A 25,777-nucleotide genomic window follows, 5' to 3' on the forward strand; every position below is an offset into this window, starting at 1 on the left:
TATATATGATCAACAAGGGAAATTCAGGATGAATAAGGTTTTGCGTTCTTTCGGTGCGGCTCTGGCGTCGTTGCTGATGGTTTTGAGTGTATCGTCGGCCATGGCCCAGGATAAGGAAGCAACCGCCAAGGATCTGGTGGATAAGGCAATCGCCCTTTATGACGACGTCGGGCAGGAGAAATCCTTTGATATGTTCAACGACAAGTCCGGTGAATTCGTATTTGACGAGTTTTACGTCATTGTTGCTGATGGCGAAAAAGGCACGTTCCTGACACACGCGATCAACCCGAAGCTTGTTAACAACCCGGGCCTTTGGGATCTTCAGGATGTGAACAGCAAGTTCATCATTCGTGACATGGTCGAAACCGGAAAGGCATCGCCGGATGGTGGTTGGTCCAACTACACCTGGACTCATCCGCAGACCAAAAAACTTGCCGAAAAGAAAACCTGGGTGAAAGCCCATGACGGCAAGATTTTCATGGTGGGTTATTACGACTAAAAAGTAATCATATCCAGAAAGCAAAAACCGCCTTCGGGCGGTTTTTGTGTTTCAAGTAAAATGGATCGATTTGTAAAATATTTGTTAAGTTAAATGGGTAGGTGTTTGAGCGAATAGTTTAGAAAATACTTAACATGACTCTGATCAAAAGTGCGATTTAGTATATGAATTAATATATTTAATATATTTAAGTATATGTAATCGCGTGTTTTGTCACATCACTATTGAAGAATTGTCTCAAATGTAGCGGCTTAAAATCATTATAATGATGGCTGTATCTACAGGTCCGCAAAGACGGACTGGTATCTCCTGGGGGTGAGCGGTGGTGCACGCGATGGCATTCTTATCGTTTGCGCCATGTTGTTTGGACCGAACCATTCGGTTTTCAACAAGGAGATCGCGACGTGGAAAAGATCAAACGAGCTATCTTTCTGTCAGGCGGCGGGCCTGCTGTTGGCTTAAGCATCGGGGTGCTTAAGCGTCTGCAGCAGGAACCGGATATAAAATTTGATATCTGGTCGTCTGCCTGTATCGGCGCTTGGCTCTCGGTTGCCTGGCATCAGGCCGACGAGGGTCAGGAACTTGACCAGACCATCGCCTTCTTTCGTAAAATTTTCCGACCTGCAAGTGTCTATGAACGGTTCCCGATTGCATCGGCCTTTGCACCGGACTTCTTTTCTGATTTCACCAACAAACTCAATTACTTCTTTAACCCCAACAGCTATCAAGGGCTGATCGTGCCGGACGCCATCGGCGAGGCCGTTGAACATGTGCAGCATTTCATGGGCAATCCGAAATACTGGACGCCGCACAATTTCAACGATGTTTTGCTAAACGGTTTTCTGGCGGCAAATCCCCTGTCGCGTCTTCTGGTCGGATCGATCTATCAGACCCAGACCAAGGGACTGGCCAAGATCTATTCACCAGACAGCATGTTTTTGGACCGGCTGAACTTTGATCGGCTGTATCAGCCCGACAAGCCGGCCATGTTCCACAACGCCTATAACCTTTCCAAGCAGCGGCTTGAACTTTTCACCAACAAACCCGATCACTACGACTTGCCACAGATGAACGCGCAGACGCTGTGTGCCTGTTCTGCCTTGCCGTTTATCGAAGAGCCGGTCGAAATCAACGGCGATACCTATTGTGAGGGGGCGACTGTTGATACGGTCAACTTCTTTGACTTCCTGCGCCTGCATCCGGATGTCGATGAGGTGTGGGTCAGCCGTATTCTTGATCTTAAGCAGGTGCGTCAGCCTGAAAACCTTTATGACGCACTGAATAACCTGATCATGCTGTTTGCCGCATCGGCCAGCGAAGATGCTGTTGCAGCCTTCAAACGTGAAGTCGCCGAAAGTGGCCGCAAGATCGATATCGTTGAAATCCCGGTTTCGCCGCACATCAACTATGACTGGACGTGGGAAAACCTTGATCGCGGGATCGAGGATGGCTTTGATTCAACCGATCACATGATTGCGGATTACCGCCAACGCAAACGTCAGGAAAAGTCTGTTAAAAGTTTGCGCGAAGGGGCGATGCGCATTCTGCCTGAATTCCAAAGCCGCTTTCCGCGCTTTGTGTGAGCAATAAAAAAAGGGCCGCATGATGCGGCCCTTTTGATTTTTGGCTTATTCCGCCGCCTTGAGATGTTCGGGCGGGTTGCGGAACTGTTCAAGCAGTTCGGCTTCGCGCACCTTGACCTTGGCGATGTGGTCTTCCTTGATGTGGCCGTAACCACGGATGTGTTCGGGCAGGGCCAGCAACGCCTTGGCGATGCGGACATTTTCGTGGCTAAGGCCATCAAGGACTTCGGTTACCAGTTTTTCGTAATCGGTGATCAACTGGCGTTCGATCTTGCGTTCCGGGTTGCGGCCAAACGGATCAAGTTTGGTGCCGCGCAGGAACTTCAGTTTCGCCAGCATGCGGAACGCCGACATCATCCACGGACCGTAAACCGACTTTTGCGGCTTGCCACTTTCCGGATCGGCATTGGCAAGTGACGGCGGGGCAAGATGGAAGTTGATCTTGTAATCCCCCGTAAAGGTCTGGGTGACCTTTTTAAGGAACGCCGGATCAGTGTAAAGACGGGCAACCTCATACTCGTCCTTATAGGCCAGCAGTTTGAAGTAGTATTTTGCCACTGTCCGGGCCAGATCATCTTCGTCGCCAAGGCGTTTCTCGGCGGCTGCAACCTTATCAACAAGGTCGGTGAAACGATCGGCATAGGCCACGTTCTGATAATCGGACAGGAACGCACGGCGTTTGGCGATGATATCGGAAAGCTCGGTCGCAATCGGGTGGGCTTCGGCCTCGTTCGGGCCGACGATCCCGATCACGCGGTCGCGGTCATGGGCATACAGGCGGCCCCAATGGAAGGACTGCTTGTTCATGTCAATCGACACGCCATTAAGCTCAATCGCCTGCATAAGCGCCTCTTCACTGATCGGGATCAGGCCGCGCTGCCAGGCAACGCCCAGCATGAACAGGTTGGTCGCAATCGAATTGCCCATCAGGCGGGTCGCAATGTCACTGCCTTCGACGAAATGCACCGCATCAGCACCACAGGCATCATTGATGACCTTCATGTGCTCGTTGGTTTTAAGCTCAAAATCCGGGTTATGGGTAAAGGCACCGGTAACGGTTTCATGGGTGTTGATCACCGCCTGGGTAAAGTTCCGGCGCATTTTGGCAAGCCCTTCATAGCTTGCCGCAACCAGAAGGTCACAACCCAGAACCACATTGGCTTCACCGGCCGGAATGCGCGCAGCATGCAGCTTGTTTTGGTCATTGGCAAAGCGGATATGGCTGACAACCGCCCCGCCTTTTTGTGCCAAGCCCGCCATATCAAGACCAACAATGCCCTTGCCCTCGATGTGGGCGGCCATACCAAGCAACGCACCGATCGTGACAACACCGGTGCCACCAACACCCGTGACCAGAACCGACCAGGGTTCGTCAATTTCAGGCAGGGTCGGGCGCGGCAAGCTGGCAAAGACTGCGTCCGTACCTGTATCCCCCTTGGCGGCGGCATCGGGTTTGCGAAGTTCGCCGCCCTCGATGGTGACAAAGCTTGGGCAGAAGCCCTTAAGGCAGGAGAAATCCTTGTTGCACGCCGACTGGTCAATCGCGCGTTTGCGGCCAAACTCGGTCTCGACCGGCACAACGGCGAGGCAGTTGGATTGTTCGCCACAATCACCGCAGCCTTCGCAGACCAGATCATTGATAAACACGCGCTTGGGCGGATCAACCATCAGTTTGCGTTTTCGACGACGGCGTTTTTCGGCCGCACAGGTCTGATCAAAGATCAGGATCGAAACGCCTTCGATTTCACGCAGTTCTTTCTGGGTGTCTTCCAGCGTATCGCGATGACGGATATCAACGCCTGGCGCAAAGTCCGCACCCATTGGATACTTTTCGGGCTCGTCTGACAGAACGATGATGCGTTTGGCACCTTCGTCAAACATCTGGCGCGTGATCTGCGGCACGGTCAGTGGCCCGTCAACCGGCTGTCCGCCAGTCATGGCGACTGCGTCGTTAAACAGGATTTTATAGGTGATGTTCACACCCGATGCGACCGCGGCCCGCACGGCAAGGGAGCCTGAATGGTAATAGGTGCCATCGCCCAGGTTCTGGAAGACGTGCTTGGTATGGGTGAACGGTGCCTGTCCGATCCATGTCGCACCTTCGCCGCCCATATGGGTAAAGGTTTCGGTGGATCGATCCATCCAGTTGACCATGTAATGGCACCCGATACCGGCCATCGCACGGCTGCCTTCGGGGACCTTGGTCGAACTGTTATGCGGGCAACCCGGGCAGAACCACGGAATGCGTGCAACATCCGGGCGCGGTTCGGCAATTTCCTTTTCTTTTTCGGCAAGCCAGTCGATGCGTTCATGAATGGCCGGGCTGTCATAGAACCGCTTGATCCGTTCGGCCAGAACCACGGCAACTCGGGCCGGGGTCAGTTCGTCCATCGATGGCAGAATCCATTCGCCCTTTTCATCGAACTTGCCGATCACGGTCGGACGAACGTCTTCGCGCCAGTTATAAAGCTGTTCCTTGACCTGGTTTTCCATCACCGCGCGCTTTTCCTCGACGACGATGATTTCCTCAAGCCCCAGGGCGAATTCGCGGACATCCTCGCGGTTCAGCGGCCAGCTCATGCCGACCTTGAGCACGCGAATGCCGATCTTGGCGGCGTCTTCTTCGGAAATGCCAAGGTCATCGAATGCCTGCATGACATCAAGATAAGCCTTGCCGGTGGTGATGATACCAAGCCGCGCATTCGGGCTGTCGATCACGGTTTTATTCAGCTTGTTCGCCCGCGCATATGCCAGTGCGGCATAGAGCTTGTATTTCATCAGGCGATGTTCCTGCTCCTTGGGCGTGTCGGGCCAGCGGATATGCAGGCCGCCCTCGGGCATGGGGAAGTCGGTCGGGATGATGGGGGTAATGCGATCCGGGGCGACATCGGCCGCGGCCGAACTTTCCACCGTTTCAGCAATGGTTTTCATCGCCACCCAGCAACCGGAATAGCGGCTCATTGCCCAGCCATGTAGGCCGTAATCCAGAATGTCCTGAACACCGGACGGGTTCAGAACCGGGATCTGCGCATCGATAAAGGCATATTCGGTCTGATGGGGCAGGGTAGATGATTTGCAACTGTGATCATCACCGGCCAGAACCAGAACACCGCCATGCTTGGACGTGCCGGCATGGTTGGCGTGTTTGAAAACGTCACCGGACCGGTCAACGCCCGGGCCCTTGCCATACCACATGCCAAAGACGCCATCATATTTGGCATCCTTGTACATATTAACCTGCTGACTGCCCCAAACGACGGTGGCGGCAAGGTCTTCGTTCACACCCGGTTGAAACTCGATCTGCTGTTTGGTCAGGAATTTTTGGGCGCGCCAAAGTTGCTGATCAAGTCCACCAAGCGGCGATCCGCGATAACCCGAAATGCACCCGGCGGTATTAAGCCCTGCGCGCGCATCAAGCTGGCGCTGCATCAGAGGCAAACGGACCAGTGCCTGGATACCTGTAAGGTAAACCCGGCCTTCCTCAAGCGTGTATTTGTCGTCGAGTTGGACTGCCGCCAATTGTTGTGCCATGACCGGTCTCCCTGGGATCTCTCTGATATGCGGGGTCATTTCGGGCCCAATGCACTGCTTTTATTGATATGGGTGTTTGTGCAGTGTTTCGGTATGACCTTTAATTTATCTGTCAGGTCTGGTGTGCGGGACCTGTGCCTGACCTTGAAATGGTAATAAAGACTGACCTTTTTTCAAAGCGAAGTCGCATCGCACTATGCAAAACGCCTGATTGCATCTGTTGACGTAAGGTCAACTTATTATTTACTTATTCCGGTACCAATTTGCGCGCAATAAAATTGCGGCGCTGTTGCGCTGCGAAATTGCGAATAGGGCCGAGTCTGTGCTCGGCGGTGAAAATCTGGCGTGTTAAGTTTAGTCGGGTTTCGGGTGCGCACAGCAAGGAGCGTGAAATGGAACAGCGTGTTTCGCTGATTACTCTGGGTGTTGCGGATCTGGATCGATCGCGGCGTTTTTACGAAGGTGGCCTTGGTTGGCAGATGACCGAAATGGTTGAAGGGCAAGTAGTGTTTTACCAGCTGTCCAATGGTTTGGCCCTTGGTCTGTTCGGGCGCGAAGCGCTTAAGGAAGACGGGCAGTTTGATGACGACACAGGTGCCAGTTTTGCCGGGCTGACGCTGGCTTATAACGCGCGCAGCGAAGAAGAAGTCGATCAGGTTATGGCAGAGGCTGAGAAGGCCGGGGCCAAAATCCAGAAGCCTGCCGAAAAGGTCTTTTGGGGTGGGTATTCCGGTTATTTTCGTGATCCGGATGGCCATGCGTGGGAAGTGGCGTTTAATCCGTTCTGGGAAATTGATGACAAGGGCAATCTGCACATCCCGTCACAGAAAACCGAGTAGGGCGCGTCCATCGCGCCATCACGGCATCGCTGCATACTTACACAGCACGGGCAGCAATTTGCTGCCCGTTTTCATAGATATTCCAAAGTACAGTTGCATCGGGGATAATTTGCTTTTACATCGAACGGGATGTAGTTTTAATCCACGCTTCCAAGGGGGATAAGGTTTTGAGTTGGATCGACCAGTTTCCGGGTCTGTCACGTTTGCCCGATGCCATCCGATCCTACCTTGTCGAAGAAAGCAAGATCGTCACCGTTCCGGCCAATACGGTCATTTTCGGACCGGGAAAATCGCCGGAGCACCTGCTGTTGCTACTTGATGGCACTGTGCGTGTGCAGCAGACATCCGATACCGGTCGTGAAATCGTTCTTTATCGGGTTCATGCGGGCGAAAGCTGCGTTCTGACCACGGCCTGCCTTCTGGCCTATGAGGATTACTCGGCCGAGGGGATTGCTGAAACCGAAACCCGTGCGGTGGCGATCCCGCGCAAGGTGTTTGACAAGCTTGTCTCGGACTCAATCGAGTTCCGCCAGTTCGTTTTTACCGCCTATTCAAAGCGCATCACCGACCTGTTCATGGTGATCGAGGAAATCGCGTTCCAGAAGCTTGATATCCGTCTGGCCCACAAGCTGATCGAACTGGCCGGGGACAATGATACGGTGTCGGCAACCCATCAGAAACTGGCCGTCGAACTCGGTTCTGCCCGTGAAGTGATTTCGCGACAGCTTCAGGAATTCCAGCGTCGCGGCTGGATCGAACAATCACGCGGCACCATCCGGCTGATTGATCGCGCGGAATTGGAAAAACTGGCGCAGAGCTAGAATTTCAGCCGCAAGCCCGGCCACCCTACGACTCTAGAATTATTAGGTGTTAATATTGCGATGTTTGGTGACTTCATCACTGAAGTGCACATCGCGAACTCCTAAAATAAAGACCATAGCCAGATGTTTTGTCCGCAAACAAGGCGGGCAAGGGACATCGCAAATCCATCCGGTGCGCGCCAGTCATAAGGCGGCACGGAGGCAGTTGTTTAGGAGGACTCCATGTCTGCATACCCGGTCAATATGTCCGTAAAACCCGAAGTTACGGCCTTTTTCGACGAAGACACCAACACGATCAGCTATGTGGTCAAGGACCCGGAAAGCAACGCCTGTGCGGTTGTCGATTCCGTGATGGATATCGATTATGCAGCGGGTCGGATCACCTTTACCCACGCCGATAACATCATTGCCTTTATCAAGGATAACGGCCTGAAACTGGAATGGATCATCGAGACCCATGTCCATGCCGACCACTTGTCGGCAGCACCCTATATTCAGCAAAAGCTCGGCGGCAAGCTTGGCATCGGCAGCAAGATTACCGTTGTGCAGGACACGTTTGGCAAGGTGTTTAACGAAGGCACCGAATTCCAGCGCGATGGCAGCCAGTTTGATCGCCTGTTTGAAGATGGCGATACCTATCAGGTTGGCTCCATGACCTGCTTTGCCATCTATACCCCGGGCCACACCCCGGCCTGCATGGTGCATGTCATGGGCGATGCCGCCTTTGTCGGCGATACCCTGTTCATGCCTGATGGCGGATCGGCCCGTGCCGACTTCCCGGGCGGTGATGCCGGGACGCTTTATGACAGCATTCAGAAGCTTCTGGCCCTGCCGGACGATATGCGTCTGTTCATGTGCCACGACTACGGCCCCAACGGTCGCGAGATCAAGTGGGAGACCACCGTCGGCGAAGAGAAAAAACACAACATCCACGTTGGTGAAGGCAAGACCCGCGAAGACTTCATCAAGTTCCGCACCGAGCGTGATGCCCAGCTTGATATGCCGCGTCTGATCATCCCGTCGCTTCAGGTCAATATGCGCGCCGGTCAGGTGCCGACGGATAGCAGCGGCAAAAAAATGCTGAAAGTCCCGGTAAACGGGCTCTGATCAACACTCAGGTGAGGAAAAGCCATGGAAATCAAAACAATAAGCAACGGGTTCTCAGTCAGTCCGCAGATCGTTGCAGACGATATCAAGGAAATCGCCAAGCGCGGCTTCCGGTCCATCGTCTGTAACCGGCCGGACGGCGAGGGCGCCGATCAGCCAACCTTTGAAGAGATTTCAAACGCGGCCAAGGAAGCCGGGCTTGAGGTTCGCTATCAGCCGATTGTTTCGGGCAAGGTCAGCGATGATGACGCCCGCGACTTTGGTCGCCTTTATGATGAATTGCCCAAGCCGGTCTTTGCCTATTGCCGCACCGGCACCCGTTCAACGACACTTTGGTCGCTGAGCCAGGCTGCGCATCTTGATACCAGCGAAATCCTTCGCGCCACCAAGGCGGCCGGTTACGACATGGGCGGGGTTGTTCGCCGGATTGTCAATGGCGGTAAAACGCCGACCGATCAGGGCGATGCAAAATATGACGTCGTGATCATCGGTGGCGGTGCTGCCGGTATTTCTGTGGCATCCAGCTTGATCGCGCGTCGTTCGGGGCTTGAGATCGCAGTAATCGACCCGGCCGATATCCACTATTACCAGCCGGGCTGGACCATGGTTGGTGGTGGCGTGTTTGAAGCCAGCACGACAGCCCAGACCATGGGATCGCTGATCCCCAAGGGCGTGCACTGGATCAAGGCGGCGGTGGCCGCGTTTGAGCCGCAAGACGATGCTGTCATCCTTGATGGCTGCCGGGTGGTCAAATATGACCGTCTGATCGTTTGTCCGGGACTGAAGCTTGACTGGAACCGGGTTGAAGGTCTGGTCGAGACGCTCGGTCGTAATGGTGTGACGTCGAACTATCGTTATGACCTTGCCCCTTACACGTGGGAACTGGTTTCCTCGATGCGTGAAGGCAAGGCGATCTTCACTCAGCCACCCATGCCGATCAAATGTGCCGGTGCGCCGCAAAAGGCGATGTACCTTTCGGCTGATCACTGGCATCGCACCGGTGTTCTGAAGAACATTGATATCGATTTCTGCAATGCCGGTGGGGTTCTGTTCGGGGTTAAGGACTATGTCCCGGCGCTTGAAAGCTATGTGAAGAAATACGATGCACATCTCGATTTCTTCCACAATCTGGTGGCGATTGACGGGCAGGCGAAAAAGGCCTGGTTCGATGTGGCCAAACCCGACACCAAGGTCGAACGCGTTGAGAAGTCCTTTGACATGATCCATGTCTGCCCGCCGCAGGTGGCACCGGACTTCATTCGCGTTTCGCCGCTGGCAGATGCTGCTGGCTGGGTGGATGTCGATCAGGCGACCCTTCGCCACAAGTCATTTACAAACATCTGGTCGCTGGGTGATGTGATGAATGCGCCCAATGCCAAAACGGCTGCTGCGGCCCGCAAACAGGCCCCGGTTGTTGCCGAAAACGTGGTTGCCGATATCGATGGCAAATCCCCAGTCGCGCAGTATGACGGTTATGGGTCCTGCCCGCTCACCGTGGAACGTGGCCGCATCGTTCTGGCTGAATTCGGGTATGGCGGGACACTTTTGCCGTCCTTCCCGAAGTGGCTGATTGATGGCACCAAACCTTCGCACCTTGCCTGGTTGCTTAAGGAAAAGCTGCTGCCGCCGATCTATTGGAAGGCAATGCTGCGCGGCAAGGAATGGCTGGCCAAGCCTGAAAAAGTTACCGGCACCTAAAACCCCTTCGTCCAAGGCAGCGATCATGCTGCCTTGGATCAACCTTGATCTAAGAGATCGATCAATGCGTTTCAAAATGCTTCGGAAATATGTCCCGATTTTTGACTGGGGACAGACCTATGACAGGACGGCCTTTGGCAATGACATGATTGCAGCCGTGATCGTGACGATCATGCTGATCCCGCAATCGCTTGCCTATGCGTTGCTGGCCGGTCTGCCGCCCGAGGCGGGGCTTTATGCCTCCATCGCGCCGATCATTCTTTATGCCATCTTTGGCACCAGCCGCGCGCTTGCGGTCGGTCCGGTTGCGGTTGTTTCCCTGATGACGGCGGCAGCCGTGGGCAATATTGCCGAAACCGGCACCATGGGCTATGCACTGGCCGCCCTGACGCTTGCCGCCCTGTCCGGGGCGATCCTGCTTGCGATGGGGGTGTTCAAGCTGGGCTTTCTGGCCAACTTCCTCTCCCACCCGGTGATTGCCGGTTTCATCACAGCATCGGGCATGATCATTGCTGCCAGTCAGCTCAAACACATCCTTGGTGTGGATGCCGGTGGCCATAACCTTTGGGAAATTGTCACCTCCCTGATTGCCCATATCCCGGAAACCAATCAGACGACCCTGATCATCGGCATTTGCGCCACGGGCTTTCTGTTCTGGGTGCGCAAGGGCCTTAAACCCACTTTACGTAAACTTGGCCTTGGCGTGCGGATGGCTGATGTCCTGACCAAGGCGGGTCCGGTCTTTGCTGTGTTCGCGACTACGGCGGCGACCTGGTATCTTGGTCTGGCTGATAAAGGGGTCAAGATCGTGGGCGAGGTACCGCAAAGCCTGCCGCCGCTCACCATGCCGGACTTCAGCCCGGGGCTGATGGCCGATCTTCTGGTACCCGCGATCCTCATTTCTGTGATCGGATTTGTTGAATCGATCTCTGTCGCGCAGACACTTGCCGCCAAGCGCCGTCAACGCATCAACCCGGATCAGGAACTGATTGGTCTGGGGGCGGCCAATATTGGGGCGGCCTTTACGGGCGGTTATCCGGTGACGGGTGGTTTTGCCCGCTCGGTCGTGAACTTTGATGCCGGGGCGCAGACACCTGCTGCCGGTGCCTTTACCGCCGTTGGTTTGGCGATTGCTGCCGTGGCGCTGACGCCGCTGGTTTATTTCCTGCCCAAAGCTACCCTTGCCGCGACCATCATTGTTGCGGTGCTGTCGCTGGTCGATTTCTCGATCCTGAAAACCAGCTGGCAATATTCCAAGGCAGATTTCATTGCGGTTCTGGCCACCATCCTTCTGACCCTTGGTCTTGGGGTCGAGGTCGGGGTGACCGCCGGCGTTGTTCTGTCGATCGGGCTGTTTTTGTATAAAACATCGCGCCCGCATATTGCCGAGGTCGGCCTTGTGCCGGACACCCAGCATTTCCGCAACATCCTGCGCCACAAGGTCATCACCCATCCGTCGGTTCTGACGATCCGGATTGATGAAAGCCTCTATTTCGCCAATGCCCGATACCTCGAGGATTACCTCTATGACCGGGTGGTCGGGTGCAAGAACCTCAAACATGTGGTTCTGATGTGCTCGGCTGTGAACGAGATTGATCTAAGCGCGCTTGAATCGCTTGAGGCGATCAATCACCGGCTTGAGGAAATGGGGATTTCCCTTCACATGTCCGAGGTCAAAGGCCCGGTCATGGACCGACTGAAAAAGACCCACTTCCTTGATGAACTGACCGGCGAGGTTTTCCTGTCCCAGTTCGAAGCTGTTTCGAAACTGACAGACGGGCAGGTGGCGGAAACACCACCAAGCACCGAACCCAAAATCAAACTGGTCTAGGACCAAAGATCGAAACCGGATTGAGTCTTCAGTCCGGTTTCTTTTTGCCATTGCGCAGATGGGTCAGGAAGTAAATCAAACCACCGGCCAGCAAGCCCCAGAACGCACCCGAGATCCCATAGAATGTCAGGCCAGCTGCGGTGACGATAAAGGTCACTGCGGCCGCTTCACGTCCGTCTTCGTCCTTGAAGGCCGCAACGGCTGATCCGGCGAATGCCCCAATCAGGGCGAGACCTGCAACCGCCTCGATCAGGATGCCCGGTGCCAGACTGATAAACGCCGTAACCAGCCCGGCCAAAAGGCCAAACACGATATAGAAAACACCGCCCGAAATAGCGGCCCAATACCGTTTGGCCGGATCTGGATGGGCATCTTTGCCTGCGCAAAGGGCAGCGGTGATCGCCGCAAGGTTTACCGCATGCCCACCAAACGGGGCTGAAAGTAACGAGAAGATCCCGGTCACGGTAAAGAGCGGCCCCGGCGGGGTATCATAATCATTGGCACGCAGAACCGCTGTGCCCGGAATGTTTTGTGATGCCATGGTGACGATGAAAAGCGGCAAGGCAATGCCGACCAGTCCGGCCAATGTGAATTCCGGCATGACGAATTCAACGGGCGGCGCAATCGCTCCGCCAAGATCGGCAAGCGCATTTTCAGGGAACTCGATGCCGAAAACCATCACGGCAACAAAGGCCAACAAAGCGGCCGGGATGGCAAGCAACCGGTTGAACCGGCCCATGACAATCCATGCAATCACAATCGGAAGACCAAGCAACGGATCAAAGGCAACCGCCTTGACCGGGGCAAGGCACAGACCCAGCAAAACACCGGCCAGCATCGCGTTTGCCAAGGGGGCAGGGATACCAGCAACCGCGCGGCCAAGCGGCTTCCAAACGCCACTGATGATAATCAGGATGGCGCAAACGATGAACGCGCCAACGGCAACCGCAAAGCCGCCCTCAATGGCACCGGATGTCGCCAGAAGGGCCGCACCGGGTGTGGACCAGGCGATGCTGATCGGAAGGCGGGTTTTAAGGGATAAAACAATCGCACACAGGCCCATCGAAATGGAAAGCGCCATCAGGCCCGATGCCGCCTGTTCCGGGCTGGCACCAACGCCGGTAAGGCCTTGCAGCACAACCGCAAACGAACTGGCAGAGCCAACAAAACCGGCCAGCAGGCCCATGAAAATACTTTGGGGCGAAATATCACGCAGCATGGGAGCTCCGCAGGGTTGTAAGTCGTTGAAAGTATGGTGGCAAGCGCGCTGACCTTAACCAGAAGCAAGAAGGCAGGCCAGTGAAAAAGCACAAGGCGCAATGGTGGTACCCGGTTGTGCTCGGCGGTCGCAGCGCGGTATTGCCCAGATGGGATGTCATGGCGCAGGACCAACATAGTTACACGAACCAGAAACGGCGTTGCTTGGCGAACTTCTGCGTAAAAAACCAACACATGATTGATTTACATCATCGTCTAGGACGAAGAATTAAATAATTATAATGTATTCAGATGGAGTGGACGATATTTCCTGACCAAGGAGCCTGACAATGACTGTATCCCCCCAGATTCGTGTCGGTCTGCCGCGGATCAATGAACCCGCACCGGATTTTACGGCCCCGACCACCGATGGTGTCAGAGCCCTTTCAGACTATCGCGGCAAATGGCTTGTCCTGTTTTCCCATCCTGCTGATTTCACCCCGGTTTGCACGACCGAATTTATCGCCTTTGCCAAACATGCCGACCAATTCGCCAAGCGTAATTGCGAATTGCTGGGCCTGTCGATTGACAGCACCCATTCGCACATCGCCTGGATGCGTAACATCCAGCAGAATTTCGGTGTGGAAATCCAGTTTCCGATTATTTCAGACTTGAAGATGGAAGTCGCCCAGGCCTATGGCATGATCCATCCGGGGGCGGGGGACACATCTGCTGTGCGTGCGACCTTCATCATTGACCCGGATGGCATGTTGCGCGCCATGGTCTATTACCCGATGAGCAACGGGCGCTCCATTACCGAATGCCTGCGCATGATCGACGCCATGCAGACCAGTGACAAGAACGGCGTTGCCACGCCAGAAGGCTGGAAACCGGGCGACAAGGTTATTGTTCCGCCGGCCCATACCGCCAAGGCCGCCGCAGAACGCGCATCCAATCCCGCCTATGATTATGTGGACTTCTATTTCTGCACAAAGTCCCTCTGATCAAAACTCCGATGTGCGGTCCCGGGGGCAAGGGACCGTGCAAAGGCAAAACCCCGCCGGATTGCTCTGGCGGGGTTTTGTTTCGTTTGTCAGGCATCACGCGACGTCGGTTTGGGGACGCCTGCAATTGCGCCCATCTGGAATGCTGCGCTCACTCTGTTGGTGGCGAACGCGTATCAGACCACGTCACGCTTGGTCGTGGCATTTGATACCTCATGGGTTTCAATCAGGCGCGCGTCGTGACGACCAAGTACATCCTTGGCGCGTTCCTCGGTTTGCGGATCGGGTGTTCTGACCCACAGCAACAAGCCGCCTTGATCAAGCTCTTCTTGCAGTTTGGTGGAGTACTTCTTTCCAACCATTGCGGCAATCACCCCGCCTGCTGCGGCACCAACGCCGCCCGCACCGAGGATTGCCGAAATTGTCAGGGCAATCGGGCCACCCGCCGCAATCACCGCACCAGCTGCACCAAAGGCCGCCGCATACATCGGGGCACCGATCAGTGCGCCTTCGGCATTACCAATTGGTGTTGGCGTTGTATAGGCCAGTGGTGGCATATCAGGATCGTTGTCGACATCTTCGGCCTTGCGATAAATATGGCCAAGCTTGTCTTCGACGGTTTTCTCGCTCGCAAGAAGGCTAAGCTCCTTTTGCTGATCAAACCCGGCTTGCGCCAGATCATCAGCCGCCTGTTGGAGTATTTTGATGTCGTCAAAAACGCCAACGGTCTCGCGATGTGTTTTGGTCATTTGGGCCTCCTTTTTTGTTGAAAGGCTCATCTGTATTGAACGTAACACAACGCGGATTGGTTCCATTTTTCTTGGATTTCAATGCCCCAAATGAAAACGGCACCCCTAAAGGGTGCCGTTAAACGCTATATTGTGGTGCCTTAACTTACCGCTCGGTAATCTTGAACTCGATGCGGCGGTTGCGGCGATAGGCGATTTCATCATCGCGGTTATCAAGCGGCTGATACTCGCCAAAACCTGCGGCAACCAGACGGTTCGGTGGGACGCCCTGATCGATCAGGAACTTCACCACTGAAATCGCACGTGCAGCCGAAAGCTCCCAGTTCGAGGCGAACTGAAGGTTTCGGATCGGCACCTTGTCGGTATGGCCATCAACGCGCATCACCCAGTCGATGTCATCGGGAATGTCGGCGGCAATCGTGGTCAGCGTTTCGCCCAGTTTGGCCAACTGATCCTTGCCTTCTTCGCCAAGCTCTGCCTCACCCGATCCAAACAGCACTTCGGACTGGAAGACAAAGCGGTCACCCACCACGCGGATATCCTGACGATCACCCAACACTTCACGCAGGCGGCCAAAGAATTCAGAACGATATCGCTGCAACTCGGCAACCTTGGTGGCAAGGGCCGCATTCAGGCGATTGCCAAGATTGACGATCTGGGCGTCCTTTTCCTCGTTCTCGCGTTCGGACGTTTCAAGGGCTGCTTCGATCCGTGCGAGTTGTTGGCGCAGGGCCAACATCTGCTGATTAAGCGCCGCGACCTGTGCCTTGGCTTCGTCACTCAGGTTCTTTTGTTCTTCCAACTCGGCTGCGCGCGATGCCAGAAGGGCCGAAAGCTCGTCAATGCGGGTTTCCTGATCGGTGATCTTTTCACCCGTGGTTTCGCGAAGCTCGGTCAGTTCGGCTTCCTTGTCTTCAAGCGATGCCAGGGCGGCCAAAAGTTTCTGTTCGATTTCGTCAGTTGAAAGTTCAGCCGCCGCCAACTGATCGGCAAGGGTGGCAGCGCGTGCACGCAGATCATCACGCTGATCAGCGGTATTGGAAAGCTCGGTTGTTAACTGGGTGAGTTCGAGTTCCATACGCTGATTGTTGCCACGCTCAAGCGACAGCAAGTTGGTCAGCTCGTTAACCTGGGCGGTCAGATCGCTTAGCGCCTCGTCACGCCCGGAAAGGGCTGCACCCAGATACACCTGTGCAATGACAAAGATCATCAGAAGAAAGATGATCACCATCAAAAGTGTGGCAAGCGCATCAACAAAGCCCGGCCAGGTATTTACATCGCGGTTACGACGGCGCGAAAGCCCGATCATTCGATCAGCCCTCCTCGGCGATGGCGGCGATGGTACGGGCGAGGAGCTTGATCTCGCTTCTGATTTCCTGTGTGGATTGCTGGCGGCCCATGGTCAGTTCTTCGCCAATACGGCCAAGCGTATTATCAAGCGAACGAATGTGGGCGCGGGTATTATCATCAATCCCGAAGCTGCCCATTTTCATCGAATCTGCCAACTGATCGAGAACCGGTTTGAGGTGCATCTGGTTTTCCGCCAGCTTGACCATCAATTGCTGTTCCGCCTTCATCTGATCGGTCAGGGTCGATAGCTTATCCGCCAGATCAATCAGCGTGTTGTGCGATTTGATCTGTGAACTTTCCGACCGCTGGATAGAGTTTTGCAACCCTTCCATATTATCGGCCATCTGTTCGATCAGGGCCGAAAGATAGGCCGGAACAGACTGTTCACCATCGGAAATGCCGCCACCCGAACCAAGGCGGGTAAAGCTTGAAAGCCATTCTTCAAGATCGTTGAAGAACCGATTCTGCGCCTGACCGGCCTGCATGTCGAGAAGGCCAAGGGCAAGGGATCCTGCAAGACCAAACAGCGAGGACGAAAACGCCGTGCCCATGCCGCTTAACGGTTCGGACAGGCCGTCTTTGAGTTCAGAGAACCAAAGGTCCATGTTGGACCCGCTGCCGACATTGACGTTGCTGATCACCCCAGCGACCGAGTTCACGGTCTGAAGCAGGCCCCAGAAGGTACCGAGCAGACCCAGGAACACCAAAAGGCCAACGACATAGCGCGACAATTCGCGGCTTTCATCGAGGCGGGAGCGGATCGAGTCAAGGATGGTCCGGGTCGAGGTGGTCGAAAGCTGCGGGCGATCGCGGCGCTGTTCGGCCATCATGCTGGCCATCGGGGCCAGAAGTTTCGGTGGCACCTGCGACGTCAGACCAGGGCGGGAGCGACGAAAATCCTCGATCCATGTCACTTCGGGTGACAGGCTTGCGGCCATGCGGAAGGTGTAAATGACACCTACAACAAACACGCCAAGGATCAGGCCATTGAGAACAGCATTGGCCATAAAGGCATCAGACAGTGCCGGGAACAGCAGGGCGCCAACCCCGGCGATGATGGCAACAAAGATTGCCATGCGTGTCAGATAACTACCGGGTTTGGTAATAGGCGGGAGGGATCCCGTGCCACTGGCCGAATTGCTGCTCATAGCGGATTAATCCTAGCGTTGAACGGTTTTGATATCGACGCGATCTGCGGGGCCGGACGGAACATTCGCACCTAGGGCACGAACATCAATGCGCGTGGAGCGCACACCCCTGTCAATCAGATAGGAACGCACCTGAAGCGCGCGTGACAGCGACAGACGGCGCGCCTTGGAGGCATTCGCCCCGTCACCCTGCGCATAGGCCTGCAACTGAATTCGAAGATCTTCATCCTGCCCCATCGTTGCGATCACGCTGTCGAGCTGGCTTTTGGCGGCCGCACTCAGCTCGAAGCTGTCAGCGGCAAAGCCAAGGCTGTATTCATCGCCACCGGTGGCCGGCATTGCAGCCGGTGCAGAGGTTTCTGGCGGGATGGATGCTTCTTCAGCCGGTGCCGGTGGCACAGTCGGCGCGGGGGCCGGTTCTGCCATCTCGGTCGCAGGCTGGGTGGTGTCTGGTGCAGGGGCTGCCGGGGGCGCAGGTGTGTCGGAAATCGGTGCGACTTTCGGTGCTGCCGGTGCGGGTGCTGCGTTGTTTTGCTCGACCGGGGCGGGCGGTGCCACAGGGGCATCAGATACTTCTGCCGTCTCGGTCGCCGGGGAAGTGGTCGGGGCCGCCGGGGTTGGTTCCGGTGCCGCCGGTGCGACAGTCGGCGCAGGCTCCGGTGCCGGAGTAGGCTTGGTCAGCGGCGTCGGTGCGTTCGATGCGCTGCTTTCAGTCACAGGTGGTGCAACCGGTTTGCTGCGCGGTGCGGCGGTCGGTTCCGGCTGGGTCAGCGCAATGGTCTGGTTTGCGCCATCGTCCATGTCCGCGACACGCTGGTTTGCATTTGGGACGACGCCAGGAACGCCATAAAATTCTGATTGGGTCGGGAAGGCATTGCCGCCGCCACTTGATCCGTCGATGACAACGGTTTCAAACCCGCCGTCATAGCCAGCGTTGCCGGTAGCACTGGCAAATTGTTCAGCGGCGAGGAATGTCGATTTCGGTCGGGTTTCCGGGAAAATCAGATCAGCGCCCGGCATGACGATATGATCGCGTGAAACGGTGGGAGACAGATATTGCGGAACGGTCGGCTGCCCTCCATAGCCATCTGCAACGTCCCAGTTTACCTGAACGCTGCTGTCATTCGAAACGGGGGAGTATTGTTGCGCCGATGCGTTTGACGCAAAGAACACGGTTGTGCCCAGTGCAGCCGTCATCGCAAGCACCGAAATCTTGGAATACCCCATCATCAAATCGCAGGCCCCTTAATACCCTGTGTTTGAAATCGTTTGGTAACGTTGTTCTATTTCACACAGTTTTGTGTCGATCATTAGGCACCCGCAAAACTTTCCGAATGCCCCCCCTTGGTGTCCGTGGGCCCGCAATCAGACCGCACAGTCCCAAGCACCATAGCTTAGAGACAGATGATGGACAACCGCTTTGACCGAAAACGCAAAAGGGGCGCTTCGGCAAATTGCGAAGCGCCCCTTTCAAAAAACAGTAACAAAAGCCGGGTGTTAGCCCGCGATTGCCTTTTTAAGCGTTTTGGCCAGCACCGGCTGGATATAGTCATTGGCTGCAACGACGCTGCCGGTACCAAGCATGTTGGTGCCGCCTTTGTCATCGCGGATATAACCGCCAGCTTCGGAGATCAGGATAATCCCGGCTGCAATATCCCACGCATTAAGGTGGGATTCCCAATAACCGTCATAACGACCGGCCGCGACATAGGCCATATCAAGGGCCGCGGCCCCCATACGACGCACGCCGGCACAACGATCCATGACCGAGTGCAGCTGCTTTTCAAATACCGCGTGATCACCATGACCAAGATGCGGAACACCGCATGCCAGAACGCATTCGTTCAGACGACGACGGCCCGAAACGCGCAGGCGGCGGTTATCAAGAAACGCACCAACGCCCTTTTCCGCCCAGAAGCATTCGTCCTTGGCGACGTCATAGATCATGCCGGCAATGATTTCGTCACCCTTCTGCAGGGCAACCGAAATCGCAAAATGCGGGATGCCATGCAGAAAGTTGGTGGTGCCATCAAGCGGATCAATGATCCAGCGGTGTTCAGGATCGGTGCCCTTGATCTCGCCACCTTCTTCCATAAGGAAGCCATAACCGGGGCGGGAACGCTCAAGCTCTTCACGCAGGCGTTTTTCGGCACGGTGATCAGCCGCAGATACGAAATCTGCCGGGCCTTTCATCGAAACCTGAAGGTTCTCGACTTCACCGAAGTCGCGTTTCAGTCCGTAGGCTGCCTTTTCGACAGCCTTGTACATCACATTGATGTTCGCAGAACGACGGGCGGCGCCTCGCACGGCATATCTCCCGGTGTTTGAATTAAAATGAAAACCAGAGGGCGGGTTTCGCCCTTAGTCCTTGGCACGCTCGATATAGGTGCCTTCAACAGTGTTCACGACAATGCGCGTACCCGATTCAATATGCGGGGGCACCATCACACGAACACCGTTCTCAAGAACAGCCGGTTTGAAAGAAGAAGACTGGGTCTGACCTTTGACAACCGCGTCGGCTTCGACAATCTGGAAGACGACATGCTCGGGAAGGGTCACACCAAGCGGCTCACCTTCGAAGGATTCGATGGTCACAACCATACCATCCTGAAGATAGACAGCCGCTTCACCGACAAGGTCGGCATTTACTGTGATCTGTTCATAGGTTTCGCTGTCCATGAAGGTGATCATGTCACCATCGGCGAACAGATAGGTGTACTCTTTCTGCTCAAGACGAACCTTTTCGACGGTTTCCGAAGCGCGGAAACGCTCGTTCAGCTTGGTGCCGGTACGAATGTCTTTGAGTTCAACCTGGTTAAAAGCACCGCCTTTACCCGGCTTCACAGCCTGGCATTTTACTGCACGCCACAGGGCACCTTTATGTTCGATAAGGTTACCCGGACGGATTTCGTTGCCGTTGATTTTCATGGCACAAACCGTTCTTTCAGATCACAGATTCACAATGCAATAAGGGGCAAGCGCCCCATTTCAGGCGCTCTACCTACCAGTTTGGCTGTTTTGCTGCAAGCAGATTGATCCGGGTTTGCGCGCATAACACCCCATCATTCGCGCATGGCTGGACCAATGAACGGAATCAGATCTCGGTTGCTGCAATCGCCGCCTTGATGGCCTTTGCACCGGCCTCTGGCCCGTCCGGATGGTTCCAGACACCGCCGGTAACGGCAATGAAGTCGGCACCTGCCAGAACAAGCGGCGCAACATTATCAGCCGTGATGCCACCAATCGCCACACAGGGCACCGTGGTAAAGGTCGTCCAGATTTCAAGGATTTCCGGGGTGACGCTGGTTTTGGCTTCTTTGGTTTCGGTCGGATAGAACGCGCCGAATGCGACGTAATCGGCCCCTTTGTCTCCAACGATCATCGCCTTATGGCGGCTGTCATAGCACGACACACCAACGATATGTTCTTCGCCCATGATGGCGCGTGCTTCGTCGTAACTTGCGTCTTCTTCGCCGACATGCACACCGTCACAGCCCGATTTCTTGGCAATGTCAGGACGGTCATTGAGGATCAGCGGAATGTCACGATCCGCACACATCGGAAGGATGGTATCAATCGCCTTGCGGATTTCGTCATCGCTGACATCCTTCAGGCGCAATTGCAGGCAATCAACCGCACCGGTGTCCAGCACAGATTTCAGCTTCTCGCCAAAGGGTGCAAGGTCGATTTTCGGCGGGGTCAGAAGATAAAGACCGGCAAGTTCGTCTGAATTCACGATGATAATTCCTGATGATTTCCTGCGTGTTATGTAACCTTTGACGCCGGTTTTGGCAATTGCCTAGGGCATCTGCGACCTAAGGCCATCGATATGGGCGCGCAATCGCCTATCCAACTCGTGATCGGGTAGCAGATCATCTGCCATCTGATAAATTGTATCAGTCGCCGGTAAATCGGTGATGACGCTGCAATTGGCCTGACGCGCTATATCCGCCAGTTTTTCAATCCGGTTATCTGATGTGGGCTCGACGATTACCGCGTCCATGCCCAGCTCAATTGCGGCCAACGCGCCAGAAACCCGTCCACGACAATCAAGGATCGCTGTGAAATCACATGCCGGGAATTCTTCACGCACCAGCTTGACCAGATCGGCAAACCACTGTGCCCCGTGCGTTTGTGCGGCATGTTCCGCCGACAGCAACCCAAAGGCGCGATCCCCCATCACCCGGCAGGCTGATCTGGCGCCGGTTATACCATGAATGCGAATGACAGGATCGGGCAGGGGACTCATTTGCGTTGTTCTTATGCTTTGGTGCGCGCGACATAGACCGTGTTGATATCTTCACGGTCAATCAGCGGGTGTTTGAATTTAATGACATCAGCCCGGATCGTCTCGAACGCGGACCCGAGGTTTTCTTCAAACCACGGTTCGGGCATCTCGGTCGACCACAGGGCAAAAATCCCGCCCGGCACAAGATGGGCCGCGAGCTTTGCCAGACCATCCTTGGTGTAAAGGCGCTTGTGGTCTTCATGCAGGACATTGCCCGGCGAATGATCAACATCCAAAAGGATGGCGTCATGCCGTTTCTCGGGCGCATCCGGGTTCATCCCCGGTGTCTCGGAAAGCGACACGCCAAAGAAATCGCCATGCACCAGCGCACAGCGCGCATCATTTGAAAGCTGTTCGCCCAGCGGCAGCAACCCTTGTTGATGCCATTCGATGACCTCGGGCAGGGTATCAAGCACGGTCAGCTTGCTAGTCTTGGGATTATCGAGCGCAGCCTTTGCGGTATAACCAAGGCCAAGCCCGCCGACCACGACATCAAGGTTGGCGCGATCAAGCTCCGCCAGACCAAGGTCGGCCAGCGCGATCTCGGCATCGGTAAACAGGCTCGACATCAGATATTCTTCATCAAGCTTGATCTCGTAGACATCGATATCAAGGCTCAGCTCACGTCGGCGACGCAGACTCAGCACCCCCATCGGTGTCGGGCGGTAATCAAGTTCCTTGAATAAATGGCTCACGGCCTTCTCCTGTCTGCTGGATGGCTTGTGCCAAGAGTGACCGATCATCGGACAAAAGAAAAGTGCCCGAAGCAGAACTTCGGGCACTTCGTAAATCTGAACCTAAGCGACGCTTAGAGGAACTTCGCCATGGCGACAGCGGTGTCGCTCATACGGTTGGAGAAGCCCCACTCGTTGTCATACCAGGACAGGATACGAACGAAGTTGCCGTCCATGACCTGGGTCTGGGTCGCATCAAAGGTCGAGCTGTTCGGGTTGTGGTTGAAGTCAACCGAAACCAGCGGTGCTTCGCAAACGCCAAGAACGCCTTTGAGCGGGCCGTTTGCTGCTTCTTTGATCGCCGCGTTGACTTCGTCAACCGTGGTGTCACGACCAGCAACGAAGGTCAGGTCAACCATGGAGACGTTCGGGGTCGGAACGCGGATCGCGGTACCGTCGAGCTTGCCTTTAAGTTCCGGAAGAACAAGGCCAACAGCCTTTGCAGCACCGGTCGAGGTCGGGATCATCGAAAGCGATGCCGCACGTGCACGACGCAGGTCTTTATGCAGGCTGTCCACGGTGTTCTGGTCGCCGGTGAAGGCGTGAACAGTGGTCATGAAGCCCTTGGTGATGCCAACGGTTTTGTTCAGAACATCTGCAACCGGTGCAAGGCAGTTGGTGGTGCAGGATGCGTTTGAAACAATCACGTCATCAGCGGTCAGGGTGTCGGAGTTAACACCGTAAACAACGGTCTTGATGTCGCCCTTTGCCGGGGCGGAAATCAGGACGCGCTTGGCACCTGCGGTCAGGTGTTTGCCAGCACCAGCTTCGTCAAGGAAGATACCGGTGCACTCAAACGCGATGTCAACTTTGAGGTCGGCCCACGGCAGGTTCGCCGGGTCACGTTCGGAGCAAACCTTGATCGTCTTGCCGTCGATGACGAGGTTTTCGCCTTCGGCTTTGACGTCATTGGCCAGAACGCCATGAACGGAATCATATTTCAGAAGATGTGCGTTGGTGTTGACGTCACCCAGGTCGTTGATGGCAACAACTTCAACGTCGGTGCGGCCGCTTTCAACGATAGAACGCAGAACCAGACGGCCGATACGGCCAAAACCATTAATCGCTACGCGAATAGCCATTCATCCCTCCAAAATTATAATGATTGGTACCTGGGGAGTATCAATCACGGCTTAGGGTAAAGAACCCATAGAAAAAAGGCCGGATCGGCATGTTACCGATCCGGCCCTGTAAATTAAACCAGTTCCTTGGCCGCTTTGACCAGCGCGTCGGCGGTGATGCCGAAATGCTCGTAAAGGACCGGTGCCGGTGCCGAGGCACCAAAGCCGTGCATGCCGATAACCTTGCCGTTATCGCCAACATATTTTTCCCAGCCAAACACCGAAAGCGCTTCGATGGCAACGCGCGGTGCGCTGCCCAGAACGTCCTTGCGGTATTCCGGCGACTGGGCGTCAAACAGTTCCCAGCTCGGCAGTGAAACAACAGCGGCCTTGATGCCGTCTGCTTTGAGTTTCGCCTGCGCGTCCATCGCGATCTCGACTTCCGAACCGGTCGCGATCAGGGTGACCTGACGGTCGCCATCGCAATCGGAAATCACATAACCGCCGCGTGCGACAAGGTTGTCTTCACGGTATTCGGTGCGCAGAACCGGCAGGTTCTGACGGGTCAGTGCCAGAATGGTCGGGCCGGTTTCGTTGGTGATCGACATTGCCCATGCTTCGGCGGTTTCAACCGCATCGGCCGGGCGGATCACGGTGACGTTCGGCATGGCGCGAAGCGACGCAACATGTTCGACCGGCTGGTGGGTCGGGCCATCTTCGCCAAGACCGATGGAATCATGGGTCATGACGTAAACAACGCGCTGGTTCATCAGCGCCGAAAGACGGATCGCCGGGCGGCAATAGTCGGTGAACACCAGGAAGGTACCGCCATAAGGCAGAACGCCACCATGCAGTGCCAGACCGTTCATGGCGGCTGCCATGCCGTGCTCACGGATGCCGTAATAGATATAACCACCTTCATAACCGCCATCGGCGGTGATCGGTGCCTGAACACTGGTCTTGGTGTTGTTCGACCCGGTCAGGTCGGCAGAGCCGCCGATCATTTCCGGGATCGCCTTGGTCAGCACTTCGAGAACATTCTCGGACGCCTTACGGGTTGCGACCTTCGGCTTGTCTTCGGTGATCTGTTTTTTGTAGTCGTTGAAGGCTTCGATCCAGTTTTCCGGAAGCTTGCCTTCGATGCGGCGCTCGAACTCGTCTTTCAGGGCTGCTTCCAGACCTTCGAAACGCGAACCCCAGGCATTGAAGTCCTCGGCACCGCGTGCGCCCGCAGAAAGCCATGCGTCACGGACATCTGCCGGGATTTCAAACGGCTCGGAATCCCAGCCGAGTTTCTTGCGTGCACCAGCAAGTTCTTCGGCACCAAGCGGGGAGCCATGCGTTGCCGAGGTGCCACCCTTGGTCGGTGCGCCAAAACCGATTTCGGTTTTGCAGGCAATCATCGACGGCGTGTTGGTGGTTTTGGCTTTGGCAATCGCGGCTTCGATCGCGGCCGGATCGTGGCCGTCGATCTGCTGAACGTCCCAGCCAGCAGCTTCAAAGCGCTTCTTGTGGTCTTCCGATGTCGAAAGCGAGGTCGGGCCATCAATCGAAATGCCGTTGTCATCGAACAGAACGATGAGTTTCGACAGTTTCATGTGACCGGCCATCGAAATGGCTTCCTGGGAAATACCTTCCATCAGGCAACCGTCGCCGGCAATCACATAGGTGTAGTGGTCAACAACGCTGTCACCGAAACGGGCATTCATGATGCGCTCGCCAAGGGCGAAACCGACCGAGGTCGCAATACCCTGACCCAGCGGGCCGGTGGTGGTTTCAATGCCTTCGCCGTGGCCGTATTCCGGGTGGCCCGCGGTGCGGTAGCCCATCTGACGGAAATTCTTGATCTGATCAAGATCGAAGTCTTCGTACCCGGTCAGGTGCAGAAGCGAATAAAGAAGCATCGAACCGTGACCTGCGGACAGGATGAAACGGTCGCGGTCCGGCCAGTTCGGGTGCTTCGGATCGAATTTCAAGAATTTGGTATAAAGAACAGTCGCAACGTCTGCCATGCCCATCGGCATGCCCGGGTGACCGGATTTGGCCTTCTCAACAGCGTCTGCCGAGAGGAAGCGGATGGCATTGGCCATGCGGTTGTGTTCTACTTGCGTCGTCATGTGATGCGGTTCCTGGGGGTTTCGCGGTCGGGCGATGAAAACACTTTTCCATTTATTAACGGAATTCGCGCGGAAGATGCCCTTACAGGGGGCATACGTCAACCGCTTCTATCGAAAATCTGCCATGTTATCTTGATTCAGATTAACCACGCCGTCCTTCGCCATCGCAGATTGGCCGTACTGTTGACCAGTTTAGCGCGCCAGTTCTATGTTTTGAACA

At 55.4% G+C, this 25,777-nt stretch carries 21 protein-coding genes; 8 read left to right on the forward strand and 13 right to left on the reverse strand.

What is annotated here, in order from left to right:
- The first annotated feature begins 28 nt into the window (after nucleotides 1-28).
- Entirely contained in the window at nucleotides 29-499 is a 471-nt protein-coding gene (locus tag DY252_RS09825; protein WP_008891347.1) for a cache domain-containing protein, read from the forward strand.
- Nucleotides 500-903: 404 nt separating this feature from the next.
- Nucleotides 904-2,082: a patatin-like phospholipase family protein gene (locus tag DY252_RS09830; RefSeq protein ID WP_064790118.1), complete on the forward strand. Its 1,179-nt coding sequence runs from the start codon at nucleotides 904-906 to the stop codon at nucleotides 2,080-2,082.
- Between the two features lie 45 nt (nucleotides 2,083-2,127).
- Here DY252_RS09830 and DY252_RS09835 read toward each other — a convergent pair whose 3' ends face one another.
- Nucleotides 2,128-5,613: an indolepyruvate ferredoxin oxidoreductase family protein gene (locus DY252_RS09835; RefSeq protein ID WP_064790120.1), complete on the reverse strand. Its 3,486-nt coding sequence runs from the start codon at nucleotides 5,611-5,613 to the stop codon at nucleotides 2,128-2,130.
- Nucleotides 5,614-6,005: 392 nt separating this feature from the next.
- Between DY252_RS09835 and DY252_RS09840 the strand changes: the two genes are divergently transcribed.
- From DY252_RS09840 to DY252_RS09860, 5 genes are all read left to right on the forward strand, one after another.
- A complete protein-coding gene (locus DY252_RS09840) occupies nucleotides 6,006-6,452 on the forward strand; it encodes a VOC family protein (RefSeq protein WP_064790122.1) in 447 nt (148 codons plus the stop codon).
- Between the two features lie 167 nt (nucleotides 6,453-6,619).
- On the forward strand, nucleotides 6,620-7,273 hold the full coding sequence (locus tag DY252_RS09845; RefSeq protein ID WP_064790124.1) for a Crp/Fnr family transcriptional regulator: 654 nt from the start codon (nucleotides 6,620-6,622) through the stop codon (nucleotides 7,271-7,273).
- Nucleotides 7,274-7,495: 222 nt separating this feature from the next.
- Nucleotides 7,496-8,380, forward strand: a complete 885-nt coding sequence (locus DY252_RS09850) for an MBL fold metallo-hydrolase (RefSeq protein ID WP_008891352.1) — start codon at nucleotides 7,496-7,498, stop codon at nucleotides 8,378-8,380.
- Nucleotides 8,381-8,404: 24 nt separating this feature from the next.
- Entirely contained in the window at nucleotides 8,405-10,078 is a 1,674-nt protein-coding gene (locus DY252_RS09855) for a bifunctional protein tyrosine phosphatase family protein/NAD(P)/FAD-dependent oxidoreductase (protein ID WP_064790125.1), read from the forward strand.
- 64 nt (nucleotides 10,079-10,142) lie between these two features.
- Complete coding sequence (locus tag DY252_RS09860) at nucleotides 10,143-11,909, forward strand: SulP family inorganic anion transporter (RefSeq protein ID WP_064790127.1); 1,767 nt, start codon at nucleotides 10,143-10,145, stop codon at nucleotides 11,907-11,909.
- Between the two features lie 28 nt (nucleotides 11,910-11,937).
- Here the strand turns inward: DY252_RS09860 and DY252_RS09865 are convergent, their stop codons facing one another.
- On the reverse strand, nucleotides 11,938-13,128 hold the full coding sequence (locus DY252_RS09865; RefSeq protein WP_064790129.1) for a benzoate/H(+) symporter BenE family transporter: 1,191 nt from the start codon (nucleotides 13,126-13,128) through the stop codon (nucleotides 11,938-11,940).
- 328 nt (nucleotides 13,129-13,456) lie between these two features.
- On the opposite strand from DY252_RS09865, the gene DY252_RS09870 reads away from it, so the two are divergent.
- A complete protein-coding gene (locus DY252_RS09870; protein WP_064790131.1) occupies nucleotides 13,457-14,110 on the forward strand; it encodes a peroxiredoxin in 654 nt (217 codons plus the stop codon).
- A 176-nt stretch (nucleotides 14,111-14,286) separates the two neighbouring features.
- Here DY252_RS09870 and DY252_RS09875 read toward each other — a convergent pair whose 3' ends face one another.
- The 11 genes from DY252_RS09875 to tkt form a co-directional block, all read right to left on the reverse strand.
- Entirely contained in the window at nucleotides 14,287-14,859 is a 573-nt protein-coding gene (locus DY252_RS09875) for a hypothetical protein (RefSeq protein ID WP_064790225.1), read from the reverse strand.
- Nucleotides 14,860-15,004: 145 nt separating this feature from the next.
- On the reverse strand, nucleotides 15,005-16,168 hold the full coding sequence (locus tag DY252_RS09880; RefSeq protein WP_008891358.1) for a peptidoglycan -binding protein: 1,164 nt from the start codon (nucleotides 16,166-16,168) through the stop codon (nucleotides 15,005-15,007).
- Between the two features lie 4 nt (nucleotides 16,169-16,172).
- Nucleotides 16,173-17,357 carry a hypothetical protein gene (locus tag DY252_RS09885; RefSeq protein WP_008891359.1) on the reverse strand — a complete coding sequence of 395 codons (1,185 nt, stop codon included), beginning with the start codon at nucleotides 17,355-17,357 and terminating at the stop codon, nucleotides 16,173-16,175.
- A 12-nt stretch (nucleotides 17,358-17,369) separates the two neighbouring features.
- Nucleotides 17,370-18,587: an OmpA family protein gene (locus DY252_RS09890; protein WP_064790133.1), complete on the reverse strand. Its 1,218-nt coding sequence runs from the start codon at nucleotides 18,585-18,587 to the stop codon at nucleotides 17,370-17,372.
- A gap of 267 nt (nucleotides 18,588-18,854) precedes the next feature.
- A complete protein-coding gene (locus tag DY252_RS09895; protein WP_197482600.1) occupies nucleotides 18,855-19,664 on the reverse strand; it encodes an inositol monophosphatase family protein in 810 nt (269 codons plus the stop codon).
- 54 nt (nucleotides 19,665-19,718) lie between these two features.
- Nucleotides 19,719-20,285, reverse strand: coding sequence for an elongation factor P (efp, locus tag DY252_RS09900; protein ID WP_008891362.1), 567 nt, complete (start codon nucleotides 20,283-20,285; stop codon nucleotides 19,719-19,721).
- Nucleotides 20,286-20,451: 166 nt separating this feature from the next.
- On the reverse strand, nucleotides 20,452-21,093 hold the full coding sequence (thiE, locus tag DY252_RS09905) for a thiamine phosphate synthase (RefSeq protein WP_064790135.1): 642 nt from the start codon (nucleotides 21,091-21,093) through the stop codon (nucleotides 20,452-20,454).
- Nucleotides 21,094-21,156: 63 nt separating this feature from the next.
- A complete protein-coding gene (locus tag DY252_RS09910) occupies nucleotides 21,157-21,606 on the reverse strand; it encodes a hypothetical protein (RefSeq protein WP_129542709.1) in 450 nt (149 codons plus the stop codon).
- A gap of 11 nt (nucleotides 21,607-21,617) precedes the next feature.
- Nucleotides 21,618-22,340 carry a polyamine aminopropyltransferase gene (locus DY252_RS09915; protein ID WP_064790139.1) on the reverse strand — a complete coding sequence of 241 codons (723 nt, stop codon included), beginning with the start codon at nucleotides 22,338-22,340 and terminating at the stop codon, nucleotides 21,618-21,620.
- 113 nt (nucleotides 22,341-22,453) lie between these two features.
- On the reverse strand, nucleotides 22,454-23,461 hold the full coding sequence (gap, locus tag DY252_RS09920) for a type I glyceraldehyde-3-phosphate dehydrogenase (protein ID WP_063087176.1): 1,008 nt from the start codon (nucleotides 23,459-23,461) through the stop codon (nucleotides 22,454-22,456).
- A gap of 113 nt (nucleotides 23,462-23,574) precedes the next feature.
- Entirely contained in the window at nucleotides 23,575-25,557 is a 1,983-nt protein-coding gene (gene tkt / locus DY252_RS09925) for a transketolase (RefSeq protein ID WP_064790141.1), read from the reverse strand.
- Between the last annotated feature and the right edge of the window lie 220 nt (nucleotides 25,558-25,777).

Source organism: Thalassospira indica, from assembly GCF_003403095.1.
Lineage (GTDB): Bacteria > Pseudomonadota > Alphaproteobacteria > Rhodospirillales > Thalassospiraceae > Thalassospira > Thalassospira indica.